Origin of the sequence: Actinoplanes sp. NPDC023801 (assembly GCF_040639655.1) — a bacterium.
Classification (GTDB): domain Bacteria; phylum Actinomycetota; class Actinomycetes; order Mycobacteriales; family Micromonosporaceae; genus Actinoplanes.
On the sequence record NZ_JBFAAI010000005.1, the window covers coordinates 171,353 to 196,620 of the forward strand.

At 72.9% G+C, this 25,268-nt stretch carries 22 protein-coding genes; 8 read left to right on the top strand and 14 right to left on the bottom strand.

All coding sequences use genetic code 11. From position 1 onward, the window contains the following. Positions 1-7 precede the first annotated feature (7 nt). Genes AB0G04_RS12715 through AB0G04_RS12735 form a run of 5 tightly spaced genes read right to left on the bottom strand, consistent with a single transcriptional unit; the run spans position 8 to position 6,567 of the window. Positions 8-1,210 carry a glycosyltransferase gene (locus tag AB0G04_RS12715; RefSeq protein WP_360981178.1) on the bottom strand — a complete coding sequence of 401 codons (1,203 nt, stop codon included), beginning with the start codon at positions 1,208-1,210 and terminating at the stop codon, positions 8-10. Continuing rightward, positions 1,195-2,115 (bottom strand): glycosyltransferase, encoded by a 921-nt coding sequence (locus tag AB0G04_RS12720; RefSeq protein WP_360981181.1) that lies wholly within the window; start codon positions 2,113-2,115, stop codon positions 1,195-1,197. Before AB0G04_RS12720 ends, AB0G04_RS12715 begins: the two co-directional genes overlap by 16 nt. Next, positions 2,112-3,698 carry an HAD-IIIA family hydrolase gene (locus AB0G04_RS12725; protein WP_360981184.1) on the bottom strand — a complete coding sequence of 529 codons (1,587 nt, stop codon included), beginning with the start codon at positions 3,696-3,698 and terminating at the stop codon, positions 2,112-2,114. Before AB0G04_RS12725 ends, AB0G04_RS12720 begins: the two co-directional genes overlap by 4 nt. After that, on the bottom strand, positions 3,695-4,921 hold the full coding sequence (locus AB0G04_RS12730) for a glycosyltransferase (protein WP_360981187.1): 1,227 nt from the start codon (positions 4,919-4,921) through the stop codon (positions 3,695-3,697). The genes AB0G04_RS12725 and AB0G04_RS12730 overlap by 4 nt, the downstream gene beginning before the upstream one ends. Then, entirely contained in the window at positions 4,918-6,567 is a 1,650-nt protein-coding gene (locus AB0G04_RS12735; RefSeq protein WP_360981190.1) for a carbamoyltransferase C-terminal domain-containing protein, read from the bottom strand. Before AB0G04_RS12735 ends, AB0G04_RS12730 begins: the two co-directional genes overlap by 4 nt. 150 nt (positions 6,568-6,717) lie before the next feature. Between AB0G04_RS12735 and AB0G04_RS12740 the strand changes: the two genes are divergently transcribed. Both AB0G04_RS12740 and AB0G04_RS12745 read left to right on the top strand, forming a co-directional pair. Further along, complete coding sequence (locus tag AB0G04_RS12740; RefSeq protein ID WP_360981715.1) at positions 6,718-8,124, top strand: aldehyde dehydrogenase family protein; 1,407 nt, start codon at positions 6,718-6,720, stop codon at positions 8,122-8,124. 161 nt (positions 8,125-8,285) lie between these two features. Continuing rightward, positions 8,286-8,723 (top strand): nitroreductase family deazaflavin-dependent oxidoreductase, encoded by a 438-nt coding sequence (locus AB0G04_RS12745; protein ID WP_360981193.1) that lies wholly within the window; start codon positions 8,286-8,288, stop codon positions 8,721-8,723. 61 nt (positions 8,724-8,784) lie between these two features. Here AB0G04_RS12745 and AB0G04_RS12750 read toward each other — a convergent pair whose 3' ends face one another. From AB0G04_RS12750 to AB0G04_RS12770, 5 genes are all read right to left on the bottom strand, one after another. Further along, complete coding sequence (locus AB0G04_RS12750; RefSeq protein WP_360981196.1) at positions 8,785-9,618, bottom strand: glycosyltransferase; 834 nt, start codon at positions 9,616-9,618, stop codon at positions 8,785-8,787. 2 nt (positions 9,619-9,620) lie between these two features. Continuing rightward, positions 9,621-10,574 (bottom strand): TIGR03557 family F420-dependent LLM class oxidoreductase, encoded by a 954-nt coding sequence (locus tag AB0G04_RS12755; protein ID WP_360981199.1) that lies wholly within the window; start codon positions 10,572-10,574, stop codon positions 9,621-9,623. Positions 10,575-10,647: 73 nt separating this feature from the next. After that, positions 10,648-11,277: a DUF3618 domain-containing protein gene (locus AB0G04_RS12760; protein WP_360981202.1), complete on the bottom strand. Its 630-nt coding sequence runs from the start codon at positions 11,275-11,277 to the stop codon at positions 10,648-10,650. Next, positions 11,253-11,669 (bottom strand): phage holin family protein, encoded by a 417-nt coding sequence (locus AB0G04_RS12765; protein ID WP_360981205.1) that lies wholly within the window; start codon positions 11,667-11,669, stop codon positions 11,253-11,255. The genes AB0G04_RS12760 and AB0G04_RS12765 overlap by 25 nt, the downstream gene beginning before the upstream one ends. Continuing rightward, positions 11,666-12,424, bottom strand: a complete 759-nt coding sequence (locus AB0G04_RS12770; RefSeq protein WP_360981208.1) for a hypothetical protein — start codon at positions 12,422-12,424, stop codon at positions 11,666-11,668. The genes AB0G04_RS12765 and AB0G04_RS12770 overlap by 4 nt, the downstream gene beginning before the upstream one ends. 197 nt (positions 12,425-12,621) lie before the next feature. On the opposite strand from AB0G04_RS12770, the gene folP reads away from it, so the two are divergent. Continuing rightward, a complete protein-coding gene (folP, locus tag AB0G04_RS12775; protein WP_360981211.1) occupies positions 12,622-13,488 on the top strand; it encodes a dihydropteroate synthase in 867 nt (288 codons plus the stop codon). Between the two features lie 227 nt (positions 13,489-13,715). Beyond that, on the top strand, positions 13,716-15,230 hold the full coding sequence (gene metG, locus AB0G04_RS12780) for a methionine--tRNA ligase (RefSeq protein ID WP_360981214.1): 1,515 nt from the start codon (positions 13,716-13,718) through the stop codon (positions 15,228-15,230). Positions 15,231-15,240: 10 nt separating this feature from the next. Here the strand turns inward: metG and AB0G04_RS12785 are convergent, their stop codons facing one another. Then, positions 15,241-16,671: a GGDEF domain-containing protein gene (locus AB0G04_RS12785; protein WP_360981217.1), complete on the bottom strand. Its 1,431-nt coding sequence runs from the start codon at positions 16,669-16,671 to the stop codon at positions 15,241-15,243. A 119-nt stretch (positions 16,672-16,790) separates the two neighbouring features. After that, a complete protein-coding gene (locus AB0G04_RS12790) occupies positions 16,791-17,345 on the bottom strand; it encodes a TetR/AcrR family transcriptional regulator (protein ID WP_360981220.1) in 555 nt (184 codons plus the stop codon). A gap of 130 nt (positions 17,346-17,475) precedes the next feature. On the opposite strand from AB0G04_RS12790, the gene AB0G04_RS12795 reads away from it, so the two are divergent. Together AB0G04_RS12795 and AB0G04_RS12800 are read left to right on the top strand one after the other, a co-directional pair. Further along, positions 17,476-18,858 (top strand): DHA2 family efflux MFS transporter permease subunit, encoded by a 1,383-nt coding sequence (locus AB0G04_RS12795; protein WP_360981223.1) that lies wholly within the window; start codon positions 17,476-17,478, stop codon positions 18,856-18,858. Positions 18,859-19,113: 255 nt separating this feature from the next. After that, positions 19,114-22,518, top strand: coding sequence for a trypsin-like peptidase domain-containing protein (locus tag AB0G04_RS12800; protein ID WP_360981225.1), 3,405 nt, complete (start codon positions 19,114-19,116; stop codon positions 22,516-22,518). Between the two features lie 4 nt (positions 22,519-22,522). On the opposite strand, the gene AB0G04_RS12805 is transcribed toward AB0G04_RS12800, so the two are convergent. Further along, on the bottom strand, positions 22,523-23,074 hold the full coding sequence (locus AB0G04_RS12805) for a hypothetical protein (RefSeq protein ID WP_360981228.1): 552 nt from the start codon (positions 23,072-23,074) through the stop codon (positions 22,523-22,525). After that, positions 23,058-23,831 (bottom strand): hypothetical protein, encoded by a 774-nt coding sequence (locus AB0G04_RS12810; RefSeq protein WP_360981231.1) that lies wholly within the window; start codon positions 23,829-23,831, stop codon positions 23,058-23,060. Before AB0G04_RS12810 ends, AB0G04_RS12805 begins: the two co-directional genes overlap by 17 nt. A gap of 94 nt (positions 23,832-23,925) precedes the next feature. On the opposite strand from AB0G04_RS12810, the gene AB0G04_RS12815 reads away from it, so the two are divergent. Together AB0G04_RS12815 and AB0G04_RS12820 are read left to right on the top strand one after the other, a co-directional pair. After that, positions 23,926-24,378: a hypothetical protein gene (locus AB0G04_RS12815; protein WP_360981234.1), complete on the top strand. Its 453-nt coding sequence runs from the start codon at positions 23,926-23,928 to the stop codon at positions 24,376-24,378. Positions 24,379-24,382: 4 nt separating this feature from the next. Then, entirely contained in the window at positions 24,383-25,240 is an 858-nt protein-coding gene (locus AB0G04_RS12820; RefSeq protein WP_360981237.1) for a pentapeptide repeat-containing protein, read from the top strand. The last annotated feature ends 28 nt before the right edge of the window (positions 25,241-25,268 follow it).

A 25,268-nucleotide genomic window follows, 5' to 3' on the forward strand; every position in this document is an offset into this window, starting at 1 on the left:
GAGGGGGTCACGCCGCGACCTCGAGGTCGGCGACGGTTGCGTACACCGAGGCGAGGCGTTCGGCGATGCGGGGCCAGGAGTAGGAGGAGACGGCCCGGTCGGCGGCCGCGGCCGCGTAGGAGAAGCGCCGCACCTCGTCCCCGGTCAGCCGTCGCAGTGCCGCCGCCAGCGCCCGCGGGTCACGGGGCGGCACCAGGTCGCCGGTGATCCCGTCGACGACGGTGTCGGTCAGCCCGCCGACCTCGGTGGCCACCACCGGTACCCCGCAGGCCATCGCCTCGAGCGGGGTGAGCCCGAACGGCTCGTACCAGGGCGTCGCGGCGAGCACGTCGGCCGACCGGTACCAGGCCGGCATCTCGTGCGCCGGGACCGCGCCGGCCAGGGTGACCCGGTCGGCGACCCGGCACCGTTCGGCGAGGGCGAGAAGCCGGCGCGCGTACGGGTCGGCGTGCAACCGGTCCACCGGCGGCCCGCCCACCACGACCAGTTCGGCACCGGGAACTCCCGGCATGGCCCGGATCGCGTCCTCGATGCCCTTGCGCTCGACCAGCCGGGCCACCGTCATGATGCGGGCCCGGCCGGGGGTACGCGCGACGACCGGCCCCCGCTGGCAGAACCGCTCGGTGTTGACCCCGGACGGTACGAGCGCCATCCGGGAGCGCGGCACCCCGAGACGCAGCAGCTCGCCGATCTCGTCCCGGCACTGCACGATGACCCGGTCGACGGTCTGGCCGAGCCGTCGCTCGTACCCGATCCGCTCCGGCGGGCTGGTGTCGGCGCTGCCCTGATAGCGGCGCTTCACCGAGCCGAGGGCGTGGAAGGTCTGCACGACCGGAACCCGGCAGGCGTCCCCGGCGGCGACGGCGGCCAGGCCGCTCATCCAGAAGTGGGCGTGCGCCACGTCGGGCTTCCACACGTCACGCCAGTCCGCGGCCATCCACTCGCCGAACGCGCCCATGTACGGCAGCAGCTCGTCCTTCGGCAGCGCGCCGGCCGGTCCCGCGGGCACGTTCACGACGTCGACGCCGTCGGCCATCGGCACCACCTCGGGCAGCGCGGGACTGTCCCGCCGGGTGTAGACGCGCACCTGGTGACCGTGCCCGGCGAGCGCGGCGGCCAGTTCGGCGACGTGCGCGTTCTGCCCGCCCGCGTCGACGCCGCCGAGCGCCGCGAGCGGGCTGGCGTGCTCCGAGATCATCGCGATCCGCATGTCTCCTCCTCCAGCAGTCGGTCCCAGTCGGCGAGGAACCGGTCGAGGCCGTACCGCGCGAGCGCCACCTGCCGGGCCCGCGCGCCCAGCCGGGCCGCCTCCTCCGGTTCGTCGATCAGCCACTGGGCGGCCTCGACGAGCGTGCTCACCCGGGTGGACAGCACCCCGGCGTCCGGTGGGACCGCGGCGATCGCCTCGGTGGTGGCCAGGGCGAGCACCGGCATGCCCATCTGCATGGCCTCGATGAGGCTCAGCCCGAGCGACGTCCACCGGCACAGGTGCAGGTAGGCGCGCCGCTGTGCGACGGCCGCGTGCATGTCGCGCTGCGGGAGGTCCTCGTGCGCGGTGACGCCGGTCAGCCCGGAGACGCCCATGCCGAAGACGTCCACCGGGGCGACGCCCGCGAACCGTCCGAACAGATCGGTTCCGGTCACCCGGCCACGGCGGACCGGCTCGTTCGTGACGATCGCCAGGCGGTCCAGCTCTCCGGTCCACCGGGCCGCCGGCTCCACGACGCCGTGCTCGATCACCGTGGTGCGGGTCTCGCCGCAGTCCCAGAACAGCTCGTTGAAGTGAGTGACGTGCGCGATCAGCACGTCGTCCCGGTCGGCGAGCGGATGGCGGGTCTCCGGCACATCGCCCTTCGGGGTGTTGTGCTCGACGTAGATCACCGGCACGTGCGGCGGGATCAGGTCGAGTTCCTCGGGCCGCTGAGCGATGGCGACGTCCACGTCCCGGATCTGGTCGAGCGGCATCTCCTCGACGCTGTCCGGCCAGGGGAACGTGCGGGCCCGGCCGCGGCCCCACTCGTCGCGGGCGGCGTTGACCGGCACGAGATAGCGGTGCTTGCCCTGGACGAACGACGTCGTCCAGGAGCCGTGCACGTGCCATAGCAGAATGTTCACGCGGCCACCTCGTCGTGGTTCGGTTGCGGGACGGTGACGCCGAGGCGGCGCACCGCGGTCAGGACGTCTTCCGGATCGATGCCGGACAGGCAGGGATGTCCGGGAACCGGGCACCGGGTGGCCCGGGTGTCGCGGCAGGAGGCGGTCGCGTCGCCGAGCCGTACGGCCGGCACCCGGTAGGGCCCCCAGCGTCCGTAGGGGACGGTCGGTGCGAACAGGCTGACCACCGGCGTGCCCACGGCCGCGGCGAGATGCGCCGGACCGGTGTTGCCGACGATCAGGCATCCCGCGCCGGCGATCAGGCCGGCCAGCTCGGCGAACGGCATCGGGCCGGGTTCCTCGGCGACACCGCCGGCGACGTAGGCGGCCAGGTGCCGCTCCCCCGACCCGCCGGTCACCACGACCCGATGGCCGGCCCCGGCGAGTGCGGCGACGATCCGCCGGAGATCCTCCGGCGGGCACGATCGCGCCTCGCAGCTCGCACCCGGATGCACCACCACGTAATCCGCGCCCGGCCCGGGCGGCACGGTCACCCGGAGCCGCCCGTCGTCGGATGCCGGAAGGCCGAAACCTGCCGCTGCCGCGACGCTGAGGGCACGTTCCGGTTCGGGCAACTCATCCGGTACGCGATGACGTACGTCAAGCAGCGAGCCGGGATAGTCGTCGCTGATCGCGGTGATCCGCCGGAACCCGGCCGTGCGCAGCAGCAGGGCCAGCGGCAGCGCCGACTGGTGGAACGACGTGAAGATGACCGCCTCGTCCACGCCGGTGGCCCGCAGCCGGTCGGTCAGCGCCCGCATGTCACCGGCGTCGACGGGATCCGGTTCCGGGTCGATCCACGGCAGACGCCACTCGACGAGCTCGTCCACTCCGGGCAGCAGTTCCGCGGCGGCCCGCCCGCGCGGCCCGCAGAGCAGCACCACCCGTTCCGTGCCCGCGGCCAGCGCACGGATCGCCGGCCCGGTGACCAGGACGTCCCCTGCCGAGTCGGAACGGACGGCCAGGACCCCTGCGGGCCGATCCTGCCGAGAAGCCGGTTTCAGCAGCGCCCGGCGTTGCAGAATGAGATCAGCGGCAGCGGTCAGGTCGGCGGCGGTGTGCGGGGCGGCGGCGACCTCGGCGGGGCGGGTGACGTCCGTGGGCACCAGGACACCGGCGGCACCGGCGGCGAGCGCGGCCTCCATGTCGCGCCCGATGTCGCCGACCACGACACAGCGCTGTGGTGTGGTCCCGAGCGCCGCCGCGGCGGCGGTGATCATGCCGGGCGCGGGCTTGCGGCACGGGCACCCGGCGCTGTCGTCGTGCGGACAGAACTGCCAGGTGTCGAACGGGCCGAGCAACTCGTCGATCCGGTCGTGCACGGCCGCCATCTGCCGGGCCGTGAAGAGGCCGCGGGCCAGGCCGGACTGGTTCGTGACCACGCCCAGCCGCAGCCCGGCGGCCCGCAGCCGGTCGAGGGCCTCCCGCGCGCCGGGCATCGGCTGAACCCGCTCGGGGTCCCCGTTGTAGGGCACGTCCACGACGAGCGTGCCGTCCCGGTCGAAGAGCACGGCGTCGAAGAGCTCACCGGAGGTAGCGCTCACCGCCGCGCCCCGGCTCGCGTCACGACCGGTTCGGCATCCACCGGCCGCGCCTCGCCGTTGTCCACACCGGAGCCGTTGTTCACACCGGAGCCGTTGTCCGCGACAGATCCGGCCCGGGCCGCCTTGCGCGCGGAGGTGGCGTGGCCGGCCTCCCGCACCGATGCGGCGTGGACGGCGGCGCGCGCGGCGGGCAGCAGGATGTCGGCGGACGGGGCGGTCACCCGGATCGGGCCGGTCGTGGTCTCCGGCAGCGGCTCGGCACCGCGCCAGCGCAGCCAGCCGCGCAGCCAGTGCGCGATCGCCACCGGCGGGATGACGGCGCTGGTCAGCAGCATGGTGGTGACCTCATCGCGGTCCCGGGGGCCGGGGGCGATGCGGGCCGCGGCGAACTCGGCGGTTCCGGCGGCCCAGCCGGCCGCGGCCACGGCGGCGGCAGCCGGCCAGCCCCGGCGGCCGGTGATGAGGGCGGCGGTGGTGCAGCCCACCGCGGCGGTCAGGCAGGCGGTGATCACGGCGTGGCGGTGGCGGCGGCCGGGCGGAACACCGAGGCGGGTGCGCCATCGCCGGCCGTAGAGGTGCCTCAGCAGCGCGTCGTCGGCGTTGCCACGCTGCGTCCGTACGCTGATCCAGCGATCCTCCGGACGGACCGGATGGGTGACGCGGCGGTGACCGAGACGCAGCTGCCACCCAGCCCGCAGCACCCGGTGGGCGAGCTCGGCGTCCTCCCGGAAGGCACGCGGAAGACGCTCGTCGAAGCCGCCGGTCCGGGCCAGCGCGGTGCGGCGGTAGGCCATGTCGGCGGTGATCCACTCGCCGTGGGCGAGCCCCGCGGTGACGCGTTCCCAGTCCGTCGGCCGGTGACCGTCCGGCAGTGGCACGTCGACGTTGCCCTGCACGCCGCCGATCTCCGGACCGGCCTCGCGCAGGTCGGCGGCGAGCCGCCCGGCCCAGCCGGGCTCCGGCAGCACGTCGTCGTCGAGGAACGCCACCCACTCGCGGGTCGCGGCCCGCCAGCCGGCGTTACGGGCGGCGGCCGGACCGGCGGCCCGCCCCGGAATCACCCGCACCGGCGTGGACGGCGGCAGTTCCAGCGGCGCCCGCCGGTCGGCCCGGTCGTCCACCACGAGCAGTTCGAACTCCTCGGGCAGCGGGCCCAGCGCGTGCAGCAGCGCCGCCAGGCTGGGCCGGCCCAGAGTCGGCACGACGATGCTGATGCCGCTCAACGAGGGCCCCCGTCTCCCCGGCCGCCGTAGACCTGGCTCCGGTGCACCGCGAACGGGCCGATCGCGAGCAGATCGACCGGGGCCGAACCGAACAGTTCCAGGGCCTCCCGCGGCGTGTCGACCATCGGGCGGCCGGCCGTGTTGAGCGACGTGTTCACGACCACCGGCAGCCCGGTGAGCCGCTCGAACTCCGTCAGCATCGCCCACACGAGCGGCTCGGTGTCGTCGTGGACGGTCTGCACCCGAGCGGTGCCGTCGACGTGGGTGACGGCCGGGATACGGTCCTTCCAGTCCGGCTTCACCCGGTGGACGAACAGCATGTACGGGCTCGGGTAGACGCCCTCGAAGATGTCGTGGAAGCGTTCCGCCCGGACCATCGGCGCGATCGGCCGGAACTGCTCGCGGCCCTTCACGTCGTTCATCCGGGTCTGGGTGTCCCGGTCGCCGGGATGGGCCAGCAGCGACCGGTGCCCGAGAGCGCGCGGGCCGTACTCGCTGCGCCCCTGGTACCAGGCCACGATCCCGTTGCGGGCCAGCACCGCGGCGGCCTCGGCGGCGATCGACTCCGGCCGGGTGTAGGGCACCGCGGCACGCCGCAGCTCGGCCTCCAGTTCGTCGTCGCTCCAGCCACGGCCGAGCGCGGCCGTACCGAGCGGGACGTGCTCGGCACCGAGCGCCAGCGCGGCACCGAGGGCGGTACCCGCGTCGCCGGCGGCCGGCTGCACCCACACCCGGTCGAACGGCCCCTCGGCGGCGATCCGGGCGTTGGCCACACAGTTGAGCGCGGTACCACCGGCCATCGTCAGCGTGGAGAGGCCGCCGGAGGCCTCGTACGTCCATCGGGCCAGATCGAGAAGCACCTCCTCGAGTCGCGTCTGGACGCTGGAGGCCAGGTCGGCGTGCGCCTCGGTCATCTCGCCGTCGGCGGTCCGCTTCTTGGCGAGGGCGTCCCAGTCGATCCGCTCGACGGTGAATCCGCCCTCACCGTCGGCGCGGACCAGGTCACGCAGCAGGCCGAGGAACTTGGGGCGGCCGTACGAGGCGAGCGCCATCACCTTGTACTCGTCGCTGGAGTGCATGAAACCGAGGTGGCGGGTCAGGTCCTCGTAGAGCAGCCCGAGCGAGTGCGGCAGCTCCTGGCTGCGGTGGACGGTCAGTTCACCACTGCGGTACGAGCCGGCCAGGTGGCTCGCCGCCTCGCCCCGCCCGTCCAGCACCAGGACCGCACTGTCCTCCGGGACGCTGAGCCCGGCCGAGGCGGCGTGCGCGACGTGGTGCGGGACGAACCGCACCTGGTCGGGGTCGAGGCCGGGCAGTGCCGTCGCCAGGAACTGCGGCGCCCGCCGGGCGTAGTCGACGCGCAGGTGGTCCCACGGGTCGCCGATGCCCAGCTCGGCCTGGTCGCGGCAGAGCGCCGGGTCGAACGAGTAGGCGACCGCGTCGAGGTCACCGGGACGCAGCCCGGCCTCCTCGAGGCACCAGGCCGCGGAGAGCTCCGGCAGCTCCCAGGCGGAGAACGGCACCGGCCGCTTGCCGTGCTTGCGGCGGCTGAACCGCTCTTCCTCCGCGGCGGCCACCACACGACCGTCGACGATCAGGGCCGCCGCAGGGTCATGGAAGATCGCGTTGATCCCGAGAACTCGCATGGCGGGCCGCATACCCACTGAATTCTCAGTTACTCACATGATCATCGACTTCTCCCGTATCCGGGGAATTCGGTAGTGAGCTGGGGCTTTCAACCAGACGTTTGCTGTACGCCAAGGTTTTATGCGATGCAATGCGGGAAGTCCGGCAGCATGTATCAGGTCGCTCAGCTCATCGACGGGCGGTGGGCCTCCGGCACCTCCGGCCGCACCCTGACCGTTACCGACCCACGCGACGACAGCCAGGTGACGGAGGTCCCGGTCGCCTCGGACGCCGACGTCGCCGCCGCCGTGCGGGCCGCCCGCCGGGCCGCTCCCGAGTGGGCGCGCACCGCCCCGGCCGCCCGTGCCGCCGCCCTGCACGCCGCCGCGAACACCATCGAGGCCGCGGCCGGGGAACTGGCCGAGATCATGGCCGCCGAGATGGGCAAACCGGTCGACGGCGCGCGGGACTCGATCGCCGCCGGCATCGGGACGCTGCGGCAGTACGCGGAACTCGGCCCCACCCATCGCGGCCGCACCCTGGCCGGCGACGACGGGGCGATCGACCTGATGGCGTACCGGCCGCGCGGCGTCGTCGCGGTGATCACCCCGTGGAACGACCCGGTCGCGGTGTCCTGCGGACTTCTCGGCGCCGCCCTGGTCACCGGCAACACGGTCGTGCACAAACCCAGCGAGCGCACCCCGGCGACCGGCTGGCGGCTGGCCCAGCTGATCGCCCCGCACCTGCCCGAGGGCGTCCTCAACGTGGTGCACGGCGACGGGCCGGCCGGCGCCGCCCTGGCCGGGTCCGAGGTGGACGTGGTCGCGCACGTCGGCTCCACCGCCACCGGCCGGTCGATCGCCGCCACCTGCGCCCGCACCGGCGCGAAGGCGCTGCTGGAGAACGGTGGCAGCGACCCGCTGATCGTCGACGCCGGCGTGGATCCGGTGTGGGCGGCCGGGCAGGCGGCGCTCGGCGCGTTCGCCAACTCCGGGCAGATCTGCGTCGCGGTCGAACGGATCTATGTGCACGAATCGCTCGCCGAGGCGTTCGTCGAGGCACTGGCCACCGAGGCCGAGACGTGGGGCAAACAGATCGGGCCGCTCGTCGACCGGCGGCTGCGCGAGGCGGTGCACGGGCAGGTACGTGCCGCCGTCCAGGACGGCGCACGGCTGGTCACCGGGGGCGAGGTGCCGTCCGGGGCGGGGGCGTACTACCCGGCGACCGTGCTGTCGGACTGCACCGACGACATGGCCGTGATGCGCGAGGAGACCTTCGGGCCGGTCGCGCCGGTCGCCACGGTGCGGTCCTTCGAGGAGGCGCTGAGCCGGGCGGGCGATTCGCCGTACGGCCTGGCCGCGACCGTCCTGACGCCGTCGATGAGTCACGCCCAGCGCGCCTGGCGGGAGCTGCCGGCCGGAACCATCAAGATCAACGCGGTGTTCGGTGGCGCACCGGGTGGTGCGGCGCATCCGCGGCGCGGCAGTGGACAGGGCTTCGGGTACGGCCCTGAGCTCCTCGACGAGATGACCGCGGTCACGGCCGTCCACCTGGAGGCCCCGCCCAGCGGCTGGTGACCGGCCCGCACCCGCGCCGTTCAGCCCGGCGGCCGTACCGCAAGCCACGCTTTTCGCCTGTCCGTCGCGGTTGCGAGAGCACTGCTCTTGACTGTGAGCACCGCGCTGGTGTTCACTGTCCCCAACAGAGAGCAGTGATCTCGCCAAGTGGGGGAACAGTCATGCGATATGTGGTGCCGACGCGTGGGACGCACGCCTTCAACAACGTGGCCAAGTGGCTCACCGCTCGCGGGATCAGCCTGATGGGCAGCCGGGTGCTGGCCGTCCGCGGACGCAAGAGCGGCGAGATCCGCACCATCGTGGTCAACCTCTTCGACCATGACGGCGACCGGTATCTGCTCTCGCCGCGGGGCCACACCCAGTGGGTCCGCAACCTGCGGGTCGCGGGTGAGGGCGAGCTGCGGCTGGGCCGCCGGACCGAGCGGTTCGTCCCGGTCGAGGTGGCCGACGCCGACAAGACCCCGCTGATCCGGCTGTACCTGACGAAGTGGGCCTGGGAGACCGGCGCCTTCTTCGACGGGCTGAAGGCCGACTCCCCCGACGCGGACATCGCCGCGGCCGCCTCCGGCTTCCCGGTGTTCCGCCTGGTCGCCCGCTGAGACAGCCGGCCCTGGTCGGCCGCCGCGACAGCTGGCGTGCCACCACCCCGGCAGGGTCGCGCTACCCGGCCAGACGGGCGACAGCAGCCTCGGTGGCGGGTGGCAGCGGCTGCCGATGGCGCAGCGCCCACGGCAGCGAACGGGCCACATCCCACACCGCGGGCGGTGAGTCACGCAACGTGGTAGCGACGGTCCTGGCCACGACGCCGGGCGGACGGCGCAGCAGGGCGGTGAGCAGCCGGTTCCGCGCCTCGATGCGGTGGCGGGCGGTGCCGTCCCGGCCGGCCGGTCGCGGGAAGTGACGCACCACCAGCGACGGTTCGTAGCACAACCACCAGCCCGCGGCGGTCAGGTCCATCGCCAGGAGCGCTTCTTCCCCGTACACGAACAGCTTCGGTTCGAAGCCGCCCACCTCGAGGAACGCCTCCCGCCGGACCACGACGGCACAGGAGAGGAAGCCGAGGACAGCCGGGCCGGGCGCACCGGCCGGTGCACCGAGCGGGGCGGCGGCCTGCGCCGCGGAGACGGGATCGAGCCGGGCTTCCGGGCCGACCAGGACCTTTGCCGTGACCAGGCCCAGCCGGGGATGCGCGTCGAACAGCGCGGCGGCGCGGGCGAGCGAGCCTTCGGTCCAGTACGAGTCGTCGTCGGCGAACGCGACGTAGGGGGTGCCGGCCCGGCGGACACCCTCGTTGCGGGCGGCGGCTCCGCGGTTCTCCCCGAGCGGCACCACCTCGACGGCCGGGAACGCCTCGGTGACGGCGGCCGGGCTGCCGTCGGTCGACGCGTTGTCGACCAGGATGACCGGGGCGCGGTGCTCGGGCAGCGTCTCGAAGAGACGGTCGCGGCGGTCGCGGGTCGCCACCACGACGGTGACCTGTGAACTCTCCGGCATGTTCACCGGGTCAGCCGCCCGCGCAGTTCCTTGGCGAAGAAGTCGAGGAAGCCGTCCGGGTCGGGGCCGGCGTTCATCAGGACGATGTGGTCGTAGCCCGCCTCGGTGTATTCGCGGACCTTCGCGACGTACGGCTCCGGGTCGGGTCCGGCGACGAACATGGCACGGACGTCGTCCTCGGTGACGGTGGCGGCGGCAGCCTCGAAGTTGACCGGGTTCGGCAGCTCGGACATCACCTTCCAGCCGGTGACGGCCCATCTGGTGGTCCGGTGCGCCTCGGTGACCGCGGCGTCGGCAGTCGGCGCCCACGCGACCGGCACCTCGGCGTACTTCGGGCCCTGTCCGCCCTTGCCGGTGAACGCCTCGACCAGGTCGGCGCGGGGCTCGGTGGCGAACAGGCCGGTGCCGTGGGTGGCGGCCAGTTCGGCGGCCCGGCGGCCACCGGCGGCGACCGCGATGGTCGGCAGCTCCTCCGGCAGGTCGAACACCCGGGCGTCCTCGAGCTGAAGATATTTCCCCTGGTACGAGCGGTAGCCGCCCTCCCAGAGCAGGCTGATGATCTCCAGCGCCTCGCGGAGTCGTTCGTGCCGCTCGGCGACACTGCCGAAGCCCTGACCGACGACGTGCTCGTTGAGCCGCTCGCCCGAGCCGACGCCGAGGGTGAACCGGCCGTCGGACAGAATCGCCAGCGTGGCGGCGGCCTGCGCGATGATCGCCGGGTGGTAACGCACCGACGGGCAGGTCACACCGGTGGCCAGACCGAGGGTCCGGGTCTGCACGGCGATGGCGCTGAGCACATTCCAGGCGAACGGGGAGTGTCCCTGCACGTCGAGCCAGGGATGGTAGTGATCGCTGATCTCGACGAAGTCGAACCCGGCCTCCTCGGCGCGGATCGCCTGGCGGACGAGTTCCTTGGGGTCGAAGGCTTCGGCGGCGAGTTTGTATCCGAGTCTCATGTCGCTGGCGATTCCCCCGTGGGAACGGGACAAACGTGGCGGACCTACCCGCCACGTCTGTCCCGTCACCGTGTCACGAAGTGGCGGCTTGCTTCGCCTGGTCGCGCACATCCTGAGCGTCCGACCGAGCGGTCTCCTTCGTGGTCTGCGCGGCGTCCCGGGCGGTCTCCTTGACCTGCCCGGCGGCCTGCTGCACGGTTCCACCGAGCTCGTCCTTGAGGTCCGAGGCGACCTCCTTGACCTTCTCGGTGAGGTCGCCGCTGTGGTCCTTGAGCTGCTGCCCGGCCCGGCGCTCGGCGTCGGTGACCGGCACCAGCGAGGCGGTCAGCATGCCCACGCCGAAGGCGATGATGCCGGCGGCGAGCGGGTTGCCCTGCGTCTGCCGGACGACCGCCTGCGGGGCCTCGCGGACCTTGTCGGCCGCGGCCGACGCCTTCTCACTGGCGGTGTCGGTCAGCTGCGAAGCCTTCTGACCGGCCGCGTCGGTGAGCCCGGACGCCTTGTCGCTGATCCGGTGCGCCTGCTCGCGGGCGGCGTACGTGGTGTCCTCGGTGGTTCCCATGACTTTCTCCTTCACCGCGGTCCAGCGTCGCCGGGCGACCTGACGCGGGCTCGTCTTCTCGGCCAGCAGGTCGACGTCGCGGGTCAGCGACGCCCGGGTGTTCTCGATGTCGCGCCTCAGCCGGTCGGGTTCTTCAGCCATCGGGCGTCCTCCTTCAGAGTTTCGGCGGTGCGGCGCGGCACCGGGTCCACGGTCTTGAGCTTCTTGCGGCCGTTCACGAAGAGGACGGCGCCGATGGCTCCCCAGACGATCGCGACGATGAGCGCCGCCCATCCAGGGTCCATCACGTTGCTGAGGCCGAACACGACGGCGAAGCTGAGCAGCACCACGGCCAGGTAGCCGGCGAATCCGGCGCCGCCGAGCATCCCGGCGGCCTTGCCGGCCTTGGTGGCCTCCTGCCGGATCTCCACCTTGGCGAGCTCGACCTCCTGCCGGAACAGCTGCGACAGGTCGTCGGTGATGTTGCCGATGATCTCGCCGACCGAGGTCTCGGCGACCCGATCATCGTGCTCGTTGCGGTACGGGGCTGTCATGACCGGTACTCCGGGTCCGCGGGGTCGACGACGGCCGGGGTTCCGGTGCCGGTGCCGGCGTACTGGGTGGTGGCCGGGGTGACGTAGCCGGTGCCGGTGGAGGCCGGAACGTAGCCGACGGTCTCCGTGGTCGTGCTCGTGGTCTCGTAGGCCGGCGTGGCGTAGGACGGCGCGGGCTCGTAGGCGGGAGCCTGCTCGTAGCCCGGGGCTCGCTCGTACGAGGACGGCTCGTAGCCGGAGGTGAAGGAGTCGGCGGCCGGCTTGCCGGCGTCCGCGTCGGCCTTGGCGACGCTCTTGCCGAGCCGCCCGACCACGAAGCCGGCGGCCAGCGCGGTGGCCAGGAAGGCACCGGGGCGGCGGCGGGCGAAGTCCTCGACCTCGCGCAGCACGCCGTCGGGGCCGTTGCGGTCCAGATAGTCGGCGAACTGGCGGCCGCCGTCAGCGATCCGGGACACCACGGCTGCGGCCGGCGAGTCGGACCGGTCCCCGCGCATCTCGTCGAGGTGGTCGGCGGTCTGCCGGATGGAGCCGACCAGGCGCCCGTTCTGGGCGTGGGCCGTCTCGGTCAGCTTTCCGCGGACCTCCGAGGCGACGGAGCGGGCCTGCGTGCGTGCCTCCGAGGCGACGCGCTGCGCCTGCTCCTTAGCGGTGCCTGCGACGTCGCCGGCGGCCTGACCGGCTGCGGCCTTGGTCTGTTCGGCGACCTGGCGGGGCTTCGACTGCCCGCCGGCGGTGCCGGGTGAAATGTCACTCATGTGTTCCTCCGAGGGGGTTCACGTTGTTCGGGCTGGTCTGGTGGCTGTCGCCCTCGTCCATCACCTACCCCGGCCTGGCACTTTCGATGCACGTTCCGTTGTGGTGAATGGCGCAAAACCCCAGTTCATAAAACCGTCGATCTTGGGTACGGCGTACCGCCCGGTACCCTCCGCGGGCTTTGTTAGGGTCGCCAACCGTGAGCGAACTCAGCGGTACACGCGTCATCGGTGGCCGGTCCTACGACTTCTCCCGCCGCGTCGTCGTGATGGCGATCGTGAACCGCACGCCCGACTCGTTCCACGACAAGGGCCGCACGTTCGCGCTGGAGAAGGCCACCGAGGCGGTCCGTGCCGCGGCCGCGGACGGCGCCGACTGGATCGACATCGGCGGCGTGCCGTTCGCGCCGGGCCCGGAGGTGTCCGCCGCCGAGGAACTGGACCGGGTGCTGCCGGTCGTCGAGGCGGCCCGCGGGCTGGCCGTGGTCTCGGTCGACACGTTCCGCCCGGAGGTCGCGGCCGAGGTGATCAGAGCGGGTGCCGGGGTCGTCAACGACACCTCCGGCCTGCGCGACCCGGCCATGGCCGACGCGGTCGCCGGCACCGACGCCCAGCTGGTGATCTGCCACAGCCTGGCCGCACCGCGGACCGAGTACCCGAGTCCGCGGTACGGCGACGTGACCGCCGAGGTGGGCGCGTTCCTGCGGGAGAAGGTGGACCTCGCGCTGTCGCGCGGGGTCCGGCCGGATCAGATCATCATCGATCCGGGCCACGACCTGAACAAGAACACCCACCACTCGCTGGAGCTGTGCCGGCGGCTCGACGAGATCGCCGGAATCGGCTATCCCATGCTCGCGGCACTCAGCAACAAGGACTTCATCGGCGAGACACTCGACCGCCCGCAGCGGGAACGGCTCGCCGGCACGCTCGCCACGGTGGTGTTCTGCATCCTGCGCGGGGCCCGGATCATGCGGGTGCACGACGTCAGGGCCGCCACCGACGCGATCCGGATGACGGAGGCGATGCTGGGCTGGCGCGAGCCCGTGTACACCCGCCACAACATCTGACCGGACCATCCGACGAGACGATCCGGCGAATCCGATCCGGCGAAACGCGATTGCCGCCGGGTCGCGCCCGGTGCCATGCTCCGTCGCATGACGACACGCCCGAACCCGATGATGCGCCCCGCACCGGGGCTGTTCGGCGTGCGTTAGCACGATCGTCGACGACCAGGCCCGCCGCGCGAGGGCCAGGTCGTTCCCGTTCCTCGTTCGCCGCGGGCGAAGGAGGAGCCATGTCCCGTTTCTATGTCACCACGGCGATCCCGTACGTCAACGCCGCCCCGCATCTGGGGCACGCTCTGGAGCTGGTCCAGGCCGATGTGCTGGCCCGGCACCGGCGCCTGCGCGGCCGGCCGGTCCGGTTCCTGACCGGCACCGACGACAACGCCCTGAAGAACGTGACCGCGGCCCGCGCCGCCGGTGTGGACACCGCGACGTTCGTCGCCGCCAACAGTGCCCGTTTCGCCGCGCTGCGCGAGCCGCTGGCGCTGTCCTTCGACGACTTCATCGCGACCGGCACCGACGCCCGTCACGCGGCCGGGGTCCGGCGGTTGTGGCGTGAGTGCGCCGCGGCCGGCGACTTCTACCGGCGTGACTACACCGGGCTGTACTGCGAGGGCTGCGAGCAGTTCTACCAACGCGCCGAGCTGCCCGGCGGGCATTGCCCGGAACATCTTCGAGCACCCGAGGTCGTACGGGAGAGCAACTGGTTCTTCCGGCTGTCGCGTCATCAGGACCGCCTGTCGGAGGTGCTGGAGTCCGGGGAGGTACGCATCGAACCGGCGGCGCGGCGCAACGAGGTGCTCGCCTTCGTCCGCGCCGGCCTGACCGACTTCAGCGTCTCCCGGCCGGCCCGTCGCGCGGCCGGCTGGGGCATCGAGGTGCCCGGCGATCCGGAGCAGGTCGTCTACGTGTGGTGGGACGCGCTGGCCAACTACGTCACGGCGCTGGGCTACGGCACCGGCGATGGCACCGGCGATCAGGCGTACCAGAGGTGGTGGAGCGGGTCCGCCGACCGGGTGCACGTCATCGGCAAGGGCATCGTGCGCTTCCACGCCGTGTACTGGCTGGCCCTGCTGCTGTCGGCCGGTCTGCCCCTGCCCACGACCATCCTGGTGCACGACTACCTCACCGCCGGCGGGGTGAAGCTGTCGAAGAGCCTCGGCAACACCGTCGACCCGGCGGCGCTGGCCGCCCGCTACGGCACCGACGCGCTGCGGTGGTGGCTGCTGCGCGAGGTCGCCCCGGTCGGTGGCACCGATTTCACCGCCGGCCGGCTGGTGCACAGCGCCAACCGCGACCTCGCGAACGCACTGGGGAACCTGGCGCACCGCACCCTTACTCTCGTGCACCGGCACCGTGGCGGTCAGGTGCCCCCGCCGTCCGGCCCGGCCGGCGACGAGCGGTTGACCGCGGCCTGTGCCGGCCTGCCCGCCCGCATCGACAGGGCGCTCGACGCCTTCGACTTCCGCGCGGCGACCGGCGCACTGTGCGACGTCGTCGACGACGCCAACCGTCTGGCCGACGCCGAGCAGCCGTGGCATCTCGCGCGGGCCGGCAGCGGCGACCGGGCGGCTGCCACCCGCCTGGACGGGGTGCTGAGTGCCCTCGTCCACGCGTGCCGGGTGGTGGCCGCGGAACTACAGCCGTTCCTGCCGGGCGGGGCCGGGCGTCTGCGACGGCAGCTGGGCGACGGCACGCACACGGGCCGGCCGGAGCCGGTCTTCCCCCGCTGGGAGCAACCGTGACGCGCGGCGGTCAGGCCGGCAGCGCCCCGGCGAGCACCCATCGGCCGCGGCCGAGACGCTTCGCCTGGTACATGGCGTCGTCGGCGGCGCTCAGCAGCGCGGTGGGCCGCCACTCGGTTCCGGGGTCGCCGGCCGCGGCGATGCCGATGCTGGCGCCCACGGTGTGCCAGGCGCCCCCGTACTCGATCGGCATCGCGACGTCCCGCACGATCCGGTCGGCGACCCGTACCCCGTCGGTGCTGCCCAGTCCGGTGAGGACCACGGCGAACTCGTCGCCACCCAGCCGGGCGACCACGTCGCAGTCCCGGACCGCGGCAGTCAGGCGCCGCGCCACCACCTGCAGGATCGTGTCGCCGGCGGCGTGCCCGGCAGTGTCGTTGACCGCCTTGAACCCATCGAGGTCCAGGTAGAGCACGGTGGAGCCGGGCGGGCAGCCGTCGAGTTCCTCGGCGAGCGCGGCCCGGTTCAGCAATCCGGTCAGGGAGTCGTGCCGGCTACGGTGCTCCAGTTTGCGTTCCGCCTGCTCCAGGGAGCGCAGCGCGCTGGAAAAACGGGCCAGGATGAGCCCCGCCGTGACCACCGTGGCGCCGAAGAGCAGGACGCGCTGGGTGCCGGCGTACTCGGGGTGGGCGAAAAGCACCGCCGGAGCCGCGAGCAGGCCCGTCCCGAGGAACCAGACCCGGGCGGAGTGCAGCGTCGGGGCCCGGCGCGCCGGTGCGGTCAGCTCGCCGCTGCCGACGTGCAGGGCCGCGGCGACAAGCAGCGCGTTGCTGAGCAGGATCACTCCGGTGCCGACCGCGATGGCCACGTCCAGCGGCGGGATGAAGGTCGATCCGAGGTCGGAGGCGATCCGCAGGACGGCGGAGAGCACCAGCAGCCGGGTCGCCCCGCCGCGGCGGCCCGGTGACATCACCAGCAGCAGAACGCCCATGAGGATGCCGATGTCGCCGAGCGGGCCCATCACGTACAGATAGCCACCGAGCGGATCAGCGGCCATGTCGGCGATGAACGGCGAGACGAACAGCACCCAGATGACGATCGACGAGGCGCCGCCCAGGGTCAGCATGTCGAGCACGGCAGGCCGTAGCCACCGGCCCGCCCGGCGCCGCGCCATCGAGAACAGTGCCATGCCGTACGCCAGGTAGCCGGCCGTCCACAGCGCGGCCGACGTCCATCCGCTGTCGGGTCGTTGCAGCAGCGTGCTGATCGGGTAGACGGCGTCACCGGCGAGCCAGGCGACCTGCCCGGCCCCGACGTACAACCAGGGCAGGCGGTCGGCCCCGCGGCGCCGCCTGGCCGCGGACCAGCAGACGAGCGTCACGATCGTCAGGTAGACGCCGAAGTAGATCAGGTCCCCGTGGACCGTTCCGGAGGCCAGGCCCGCCGCCGCGGCGGCGGACGCGGCCACGACGAGGTACAGCACGAGCAGTCGACCGGTCATGCACACCGGATCGGCGGCACAGGTCAGAACCGCTGGATCCGAACCGCCTCGCTCCACGATCGCAACCCGGCGGCAACCCGGGACGACGGGTCACGGGCCGTACCCGGCGGGCCTCCGGCTCACTCACCGCCCGCGGACGGCAGGGTGCTGAGCAGCTCGGTGACCCAGGGCTGCGGCTCGACCGCGTCCGGCCCGAGCACCCGCATCGCGCCGAGCACGGTGATCAGCATGCCGTGGGCGAAGAAGTCCCGCACCTCCTCGGCGGAGGCGCCGGTCAGCTCACGGACCAGGGTGAACTGGTCGCCGTAGCACTGACGCACGGCGTCGCCCAGGCCCGGGTCGGCGGCCGCGGCGAACCCGTGCAGCAGCACGACGAGCAGGTCGCGTTCGGTGAGGAGCTGCTTGTAGGCCCGGCCGAGTCCGTCGAGGGTGGGGTCCTCGGCGGCGGCGTCCCGCCAGATCTGCTGCACGCGGTCACCGGCGTGCCGCACGGTGGCCAGGAACAGGTCCTGCTTCGAGCCGAAGAGCCGGATGACGTACGGCTGGGACACCCCGGCTATCCGCGCCACCTGATCGGTCGTCGTGCCCGCGTAACCGCCCTGCGCGAAGGCGGTGACCGCGGCGTCGACGAGCTGCGCGTGGCGCTCCTGGGCGGTGAGGCGGGTCCGGACCATGTTGACAGGTTATCAGTCGATGCATACCGTGCTTAGTTATCAGTGAATAACAACTTCCGGCTGTGCACTACCGCTGCCTCAAGGGTCTTGAGACAGCGGTAGTGCAGCCCGACAACTACGGGGAGACACAGTGACCGCCGTCGCTGAGAAACGAACGACGCGCCCGTTCGGACTGGTGATCGCCGCCGTCGGCATCCCGGCCTTCATGAGCGCGCTGGACAACCTGGTCGTCAGCACCGCGCTGCCGGTCATCCGCACCGAGCTCGGGGCGTCCATCGCCGACCTGCAGTGGTTCGTCAACGCGTACACGCTGCCGTTCGCCGCCTTCCTGCTCACCGCGGCGGCCCTCGGCGACCGCATCGGCCGCCGCCGGATGTACCTGATCGGCATCGCCGTGTTCACCGCCGCCTCGGCCGCCGCCGCACTGGCCACCGAACCGTGGCAACTCACCGCGGCCCGCGCCGTGCAGGGTCTCGGTGGCGCGGCCATCGCCCCGCTGTCGCTCACGCTGCTCGCCGCGGCGGTCCCGGACCGGCTGCGCAACGCCGCGGTCGGCATCTGGGGCGGCATCACCGGGCTGGGCGTGGCACTCGGGCCGGTCATCGGCGGCGCGGTCGTCGACGGTCTCACCTGGAACTGGATCTTCTGGGTCAACGTGCCGATCGGCGTGGTCGCGCTGGTGCTGGCCGCCGTGGTGCTGGACGAGTCCCGCGGCGGGGCCCGCCGGCTCGACCCGCTCGGCCTGGTGCTGTCCTCGAGCGGCATGCTCCTGCTGATCTGGGGTGTCGTCGACGGCCCGGACCGCGGCTGGACGTCCGGGCGGGTGCCGGTCATGCTCGTCGCCGGCGTCGCTCTGCTCGCGGCGTTCCTGGTCTGGCAGTCCCGCAACACCGCCCCGATGCTGCCCCTGAGCCTGTTCCGGTCGCGGTCGTTCAGCCTGGTCAACGTCGTGACCCTGACGTTCTCGGCGGGCGCGTTCGGATCGGTCTTCCTGCTCGCCCAGTTCTTCCAGGTGGTGCAGGGCCTGACACCGCTCGAGTCGGGCCTGCGCACCCTGCCGTGGACCGCCGCGCCGATGGTGGTCGCCCCGCTGGCCGGCATCTTCGGCGCCCGGATCGGGCTGCGCAACCTGGTCGTGGCCGGGCAGGTGTTCCTGGCCGCCGGCATCCTCTGGATCGCCCTGGCCACCTCGGCCGACGCGACCTACGGCGACTTCGTCGGCGGGTTCCTGCTGGCCGGCGTCGGGATGGGCCTGACCTTCGCACCCATCAGCACGGTCACCCTGGCCAGCGTGTCCGAGCAGCAGCGCGGCGTGGCCTCGGGCGCCAACAACACGATCCGCGAGTTCGGGGTGGCGGCCGGCGTGGCCGTCCTCGCCTCGATCTTCAGCACCCACGGCGGGTTCGCGAGCGGACACGACTTCGTGGCCGGGGTGGTCCCCGCGGTACTGGCCGGTGCAGCGATCCTTGCCGCCGGCGCGGTCGTCGCCACCCGCCTGCCGTCCCGGATCTGAAACAACCTGTTGCGTCCACGCAACACGACTGCAACGATGACCTTCGATTCTGCGTCGCCCGGTCATCGCGCGATCCCCCGGCACCGTCCTGCCGGCACAGGTCACGCGGCACGCTCTCCGCGGTCCGGGCGGCACGGGATCCAGTTCAGAGGAACAGCGTGTGCCGGCCCTCCGACCGGCACACGCCTCCCCTCCGTTGCCAATCCCTCCACCGCTGTGATTGCGTGCTCTGACACCGGCGGCGGAGGGAGGTCCATGGACGACCCGGAGTCCTACCTCGCACCCCCCAGCCCCAGCCTGGTCACGGTCTGCTCGGCGGCCGGGGACTTCCTCGGCACCGGCTTCTTCGTCGCCGACCGGATCGTCGCCACCTGCGCCCACGTCGTGGAGAAGGACGACACCGTCACCATCGACTGGTCGGGGACCCAGCTCAGCGGTGAGGTGCTGGTCCGCGACCCGGAGACCCGGGACGGCAGGCGCTACTACCCCGAGCCGGACATCGCCTTCATCGGCGTCCAGGCCGTCGACCACCCCAGCGTCCACCTGGAGACCAGCGCCCTGGCCCGCGACCTGCGATCGCTGTTCATCGAGGGCTTCAGCAAGATCAACCCCAATGAGCGGGTGGGACTCGAACGCCGCCGGACACCGGTGATCGGCGAGTCCGGGCGTTACGTGCTGCTCGACGACACCAGGATCAAACCAGGCATGAGCGGGTCACCGATCGCCGACGGGGACGGGGACGCGAGTGTGCGCGGCATGCTCAAGTCCGGCCGGCTGGCCCAGGGCAACAGCGCCTACATGATCCCGGCGTGGGAGATCAAGAAGTCGTTCCGGGAGAACCGCCGGAGGCTCCGCGCCCACATGCGCGACCGGCCGCCGCTGATCCGGCCCCGGCCCGGCACGATGCTGCACAGCCTGCTCGTCGCCCAGCGGGAGGCGGCCGAGCGGTACCCGTACCAGGTGGCGAAGCTGACCCGCCGGGAACCGCCACCGCTGTCGGCCGTCTACGTCGAACAGCGCACCCGGTCCAGCACCACCGGCCGGGCCGGTGACCCGCTGGTGCTCAGCCCGGTCGCGCTGCTCCACCGGCACCGCAACGCACTGATCGTGGGCGGCCCCGGCGGCGGCAAGAGCACCCTGCTGCAGCAGCTCGTGGCGACCTCCGCCGACTGGTGGCTGCGCGCACCGGACGGTGCCGGCGGATCCGGCGAGCCGCCGCTGGGCCGGGTGGTGGCGGTCCGGGCCGCCGCGCAGGGCCTGCTCGACGGCGACGCCTGGTTCGCCGCGCTGGCCCGCGCCGTCAACCACGACCTGGGCAGCAGCCTCGACGTCCCGCTGACCCCGGACTTCTTCCGGCAGGCCCCGGCTCCCGGCAGCGACTGGCTGATCCTCGTCGACGGCCTGGACGAGGTACTCGACCGCGGGCTGCGCCAGGACCTGGTGCGGTTGCTCGGCTTCCGGGTCGGTCAGTACGGCACGACCACCCGGTTCGTGGTGGCCAGCCGTCCGCTGGACGACCACGAGTTCGGCCGGCTACGGGCCAGCCTGACCGGGACCGACCGCACCAGACGGCTCGGCGAGTACGACCTGCGCCCGTTCGACCGGGAGGCGGTCCGCCGGTTCGCCGGCAACTGGTTCCGGCCGCTCGGCGCCGAACAGTCCCCGGTGGAACCCGCCGCCTTCCTAGACGCCATCACGTCGGCCGGGCTCGGCCCGCTGGTGGAGGTGCCGCTGCTCGCGACGATCACCGCGATCGTCTTCGAGGAGAAGCCCACGCTGCCGCTGCCGCTCGACCGGGCCGGGCTCTACCAGAGCTTCGTGTTCGTGCTTCTCACCCTCCGGGTGCAGCGGTTCGGGGCACGCGAGGCGCTGCGGGAACAGCTGGCCCCGCTCGGCCGGCAGGCGGAGGAGATCGGCGAGCGGATGGTCGACGACCGGATGGCCTGTTTGAGTTCGCTGGCCGTGCAGTTCCTGCGGACCGGCCGCCCGCCGCGGGAGTCGCTTGCCGAGTGGTTCGCCGAGCACTACCCGCGGCCACCGCTCGGGGTCACCGTCGGGCACCTGCGCGGACTGCTGCTGGACACCGGGCTGCTCACCGCGTACGGCGAGGATCTGGTCTTCATCCATCAGAGTTTCGCCGAGTACCTGGCCTCCCTCGAACTGGTCGAGGAGTTCGATCCGGACGCCTGGCTGAACCGGGTGCGCGGCACCGGGCCGGACAGCCTCGGCCTGTTCACCCTGGCCGCCTGGGGTGCCGCCGGCCATGACACCCGCCCGGTCATCGAGGCGCTGATGGAGCCGGGTGAGCGCCGGGACTTCCCGCACCTGAGCCAGGCCGCCGCGGTGATCCAGGACGGCGCCGTCCTCGACGCCGGCAACACCGAGGAGATCGTCGAACTCGCCGAGACGGCCGTACGGGAGATCGCCGACCGGCCCGGCCCCGGTGTCCTCCTCGACCTGCCGGAACGGCCGTCGCGCCGACCGGCCGAGCGGCGGCTCCCGGCGATCCACGAGGCGTTGCGCGCCGTGCTGCAGCGAACCCGGGACACCGACCGGGTGGCGCGGATGATCGGCGACGACCGGCTCTCGATCGGCAAACGGGCCGAGGCCGCTCGCGTTCTGATCACCAGTGACGACCCGGCGGACCGGGAGATCGGCCTGACCCGGCTGGCGCGGCTCGCCTACGAGATGGACCTGAGCGACGACGAACGGCTCTGGGCGCTGTACGTGATCGTCGACTCCGGTCCCCCGCACGAACGCCGGCACGCGCTGCAGCGGCTCGTCCAGTTCGTCGAGACCACGGCCGACAGCGGCGCCCGGGTCACCGCCCTGGATCTGCTGCGGCGTGCCGACGAGATGCCGGCCGCCGCCCATGCGCTGCTGCGGCGGGCTCTCGACCCGGCCCGGCCCGCGGACATCCGCCGGGAGGCCGGCGCGCTGCTCGACCTCTATCTCGGCGAGCCGGACTTTCCCAGAGACCCCGACGACCGCGTCGAACCGTACGACGGGATCGCCGAGCAGACCTGGCCGGCGCCGCCGGGCCGGCCGATGCCCGTGGACGCGCTGGCCCTGCACGGCCTGCGCCGGCTGATCCACTCCTCGGGCCCGGACCGGGCCGCGGCCACCATCCGGCGTTTCGCGATGAACCGGGCCGTCGGCTGGGCGGTCCGGTCGGACTTCGTCACCCTTCTGACCCCGTCCGACCGGGTGACCCGGAAGCCGGATCCGGGGGAACCGATCGGGTGGCACGCGGTCCGGTCACTCGCCGCCGACCCGTTGCAGACCTGGACACGGCGGATGGACGTGCTCCTCGCCTACGCCCGGTCGGTGCCGGACCGCACCGTGGACGTGCTCGCCGTCATCTCGGTGTGGATGCACGATCGCGAGGTGCCGCGCCGCGACCGGCGCCGGATGATGTCCGCCCTCCTGCGCCACCTGCACCCGGACGAGATCCGCGAGCTGGCGTGCGACACCGGCCTGCCGGTCCGGCTGCGGGCCGTCGCGGCCGTGACGTACGGCGTACGCAGCCGGCCGGCCGAGGCGCGTGAGCTGCTCACCGGACTGGCCACCGAACCCCGCACGACCATCCGCGAGCGCTGGGCCTGCCGGGCCTGGCGGACCGCCCTGCCGCTGCTGATCCGGACCGGTTACACCGGCTGAGCGGTCAGGACCACGGCCACGAGAACGGCGGCACCGCGGCCAGGAAATGCTGCCACCACACGCCGATGGGGGTCGCGCAGCCGTCCGCCGGGTTACGCCCGCACCAGCCCTGGTCCCACAGCACCAGGACCACCGCACCGGCTGCCAGCAGCAGCCCCGGGCTGAACCGGCTCAGCGAGCGTCCGGACCGGTGCACCCATTGCCGGATCCCGTCCCGGGCCTGCCGCGGCCCGGCGATCCCCCAGTCGCCGATCAGGTAGTGCGCCCCGGTCAACGGCAGCCAGAACACCCGGAACAGGCGCGCCAGTACGAAGTCCACGGTCAGCGCGACCGCCGTCAGCGCGCCGGTGACCACCACGGTTGCCGGCACCAGCACGTACTGCCCGGTCCACGGCAGGACCCGGTGCACGAAGATCCGCGGCGCCGCCAGCACGATCACCACCAGGGCCGGGACCACCAGGTGCCGGCGCAGACCGGCCGGCGCCCAGTCCGCGTGGCCGGCCAGCCACACGAGCAGGCGGTCGAGCATGCTCATCACCTCAGGGACGACGTTCATCGCCGCCACCTTCGAGCATGCCGCCCATCCGGGTGACCAGTTCCTGGAACCGGGCGAGCGCCTGCCCGGCCGTGCCGTCGGCGCCGTGCTCGGCGAACGCCCGCCCGGCCAGGTCGGCGAGTTCCTGCAGCAGCTCGGCGGAGCCGGCGCCACCGGGATCGCCGGGGTTCACGTCGTCGTCCTCGTCGTCGGCGGCCAGCACCTGGATCACCCGGTCGCCGCTGAACGTCTCCGCGGGAGCCACGTGCACCCGGAGCCGGTCCAGGGTCAGCCCACCGGGCACAGGCAGGACCCCGGAGAACGCGGCCGTCATCCGTTCCCGCAGTTCGGCGAGCGGGGCCGGGCCGCCGGGCAGGGCACCGGCGACACGGTCCCGCAGGGCGATCGTGCAGTGATACTCCGGATCGCTGATCCGGCCGGCGACCACCTCGACCGGATCGGTGACCGTCCAATGTCCGAGGACGTCGACCAGGTGTGCCACCCCCACCTCGAACGATGCCCGGAACCCGTGCGGCGACGTGTCGATCCGGTAGCCGAGCCGCGGCCCGAGGAAGAACATCTCACCGGCCGTGTAACCGCCGGGCGGCGAGTGCAGCCGCCCGGACCGGTGCCGGAAGACCAGTGCGGTGCCGGGGACCGCGATCCGGGACCGGTTCAGCGGCAGCCGCCGCAACTCCTCGATGTAGAGGATCGGATTGCTGAAGCCATCGGCGTCCACCGATCGGACGAGCGGGACGTCGTGCGGCGGCTCGGGCAAGTAAGCTCCTCGGCAGGCGGCGACGCTGAAGCTGGACCTGCAATGAAGCTGGGCCTGCAACTGAGAAGTCATCGTAACCAGTCGTGAGTGGCGGGTGACCATGCAGATTTCCGACGCCGGTGGTCTACAGGGGACGACGGTGTGGTCCTCCGACGGCGAGGACCTGGGCCGGGTCGGTGACGTGCACGTCCTCGACAGCGCGGTGCAGCCGCTGCTGGTCGCCTTCCCGGCCGACAGCGACACCCCGGCGGTGGCGCCGCTGTTCGGCGCCGAGCTTCGCGAGGACGGCCTCGTGCTGGCCTATCCCGCCGAGCGGGTGCGGTCGGGCCCGACGGTCGGCGCGGGGGCCGTCCTGTCGACCGGTGAGGTGATCGCGGTCCTCGCGTACTACGGCCGGCACGTGACGGCCGCCGGGCCGCTGACCGAACGCCTCGACGGAGTCGGCGACGTCGGATTCGGCGAGGTGCAGGCCGTGCCGAGCCTTCCGGACATCGGTGACGACGACCTGCCGCCGATCGTGGTGACCCGGCCCTCACACTCCGGGTGACCCGATGACGGCGCCCCTTCCCGAACCGGAGCCCAGTCCCCTCACGGCGGCCAACCAGCGGATCCGCGACACCGCGAAGTGGCTGGTCGCCAGCGCGGCGGCGATCGGCGCCGCCCTGATCGCCGGCAGTCAGCTGTCGAGCATCGGCCGCCTCGAGGCGGGCTGGCCGACCGGCGAGGCGACCGCGCGGCTGTGGGTGGCCACGGCGGGCGCGCTGGCCGGGCTCATCGCGGTGGTCTTCGCCATCACCGCGGCGCTGCGGGTGCTCCTCCCTGTCCAGGTGCTGATCTCCGACCTGGCGGAGAACTGGGAGAAGCCGTCCCCCGAGTTCCGCCCGGTCGTGGACTTCTTCCGGCGCCGCCCGAAGTTCCTGCAGGGCACCGCCTCCCCGGCCGCGCTGGTGGACCGCCGGGCCCGCCTGGTCGAGCGGCTCGGCACGGCGGGCGCACCGGCGGACCTGCACGACCGGATCGAGGCGATGGACCGGCGGATCGAGGCGGTCGAGGACGTCGCGAGTCACGAGTCGCTCAAGGCGGCCTTCGAGCGGTGCCTGCGGCGGCTGCTCGTCGCGGCCGCGGTGGCCGCGATCGGGATCGTGGCGTTCGCCTGGGCCGCCAACCCGCCCGCCAAGACCGTCACCGCCGACCTGCGCAACGCCAGACTGACCGGTGCGTTCCTGCGCGACGCCGACCTGCGCAACGCCAGACTCGACGGTGCCGACCTGAGCGGGGCGGACCTGACCGGGGCCGATCTGACCGGGGCGTCGCTGGCCAGGGTCGTCTGGGCCCGGACCACGTGCCCGGACGGTTCGGTCAGCGACGAGAACGGCGGCACCTGCCGGGGTCATCTGAGCCCCGGCTGACCGGCGTGGGCCGGCCGGCCGGGACCTC

What these genes read in the sequence shown, in the direction of transcription:
- AB0G04_RS12715 (WP_360981178.1), bottom strand. Translation starts at nt 1,210, where the DNA reads ATGCGGATCGCGATGATCTCGGAGCACGCCAGCCCGCTCGCGGCGCTC.
- AB0G04_RS12735 (WP_360981190.1), bottom strand. Translation starts at nt 6,567, where the DNA reads ATGCGAGTTCTCGGGATCAACGCGATCTTCCATGACCCTGCGGCGGCC.
- AB0G04_RS12740 (WP_360981715.1), top strand. Translation starts at nt 6,718, where the DNA reads ATGTATCAGGTCGCTCAGCTCATCGACGGGCGGTGGGCCTCCGGCACC.
- AB0G04_RS12745 (WP_360981193.1), top strand. Translation starts at nt 8,286, where the DNA reads ATGCGATATGTGGTGCCGACGCGTGGGACGCACGCCTTCAACAACGTG.
- AB0G04_RS12750 (WP_360981196.1), bottom strand. Translation starts at nt 9,618, where the DNA reads ATGCCGGAGAGTTCACAGGTCACCGTCGTGGTGGCGACCCGCGACCGC.
- AB0G04_RS12755 (WP_360981199.1), bottom strand. Translation starts at nt 10,574, where the DNA reads ATGAGACTCGGATACAAACTCGCCGCCGAAGCCTTCGACCCCAAGGAA.
- AB0G04_RS12760 (WP_360981202.1), bottom strand. Translation starts at nt 11,277, where the DNA reads ATGGCTGAAGAACCCGACCGGCTGAGGCGCGACATCGAGAACACCCGG.
- AB0G04_RS12765 (WP_360981205.1), bottom strand. Translation starts at nt 11,669, where the DNA reads ATGACAGCCCCGTACCGCAACGAGCACGATGATCGGGTCGCCGAGACC.
- AB0G04_RS12770 (WP_360981208.1), bottom strand. Translation starts at nt 12,424, where the DNA reads ATGAGTGACATTTCACCCGGCACCGCCGGCGGGCAGTCGAAGCCCCGC.
- metG (WP_360981214.1), top strand. Translation starts at nt 13,716, where the DNA reads ATGTCCCGTTTCTATGTCACCACGGCGATCCCGTACGTCAACGCCGCC.
- AB0G04_RS12785 (WP_360981217.1), bottom strand. Translation starts at nt 16,671, where the DNA reads ATGACCGGTCGACTGCTCGTGCTGTACCTCGTCGTGGCCGCGTCCGCC.
- AB0G04_RS12790 (WP_360981220.1), bottom strand. Translation starts at nt 17,345, where the DNA reads ATGGTCCGGACCCGCCTCACCGCCCAGGAGCGCCACGCGCAGCTCGTC.
- AB0G04_RS12800 (WP_360981225.1), top strand. Translation starts at nt 19,114, where the DNA reads ATGGACGACCCGGAGTCCTACCTCGCACCCCCCAGCCCCAGCCTGGTC.
- AB0G04_RS12805 (WP_360981228.1), bottom strand. Translation starts at nt 23,074, where the DNA reads ATGAACGTCGTCCCTGAGGTGATGAGCATGCTCGACCGCCTGCTCGTG.
- AB0G04_RS12820 (WP_360981237.1), top strand. Translation starts at nt 24,383, where the DNA reads ATGACGGCGCCCCTTCCCGAACCGGAGCCCAGTCCCCTCACGGCGGCC.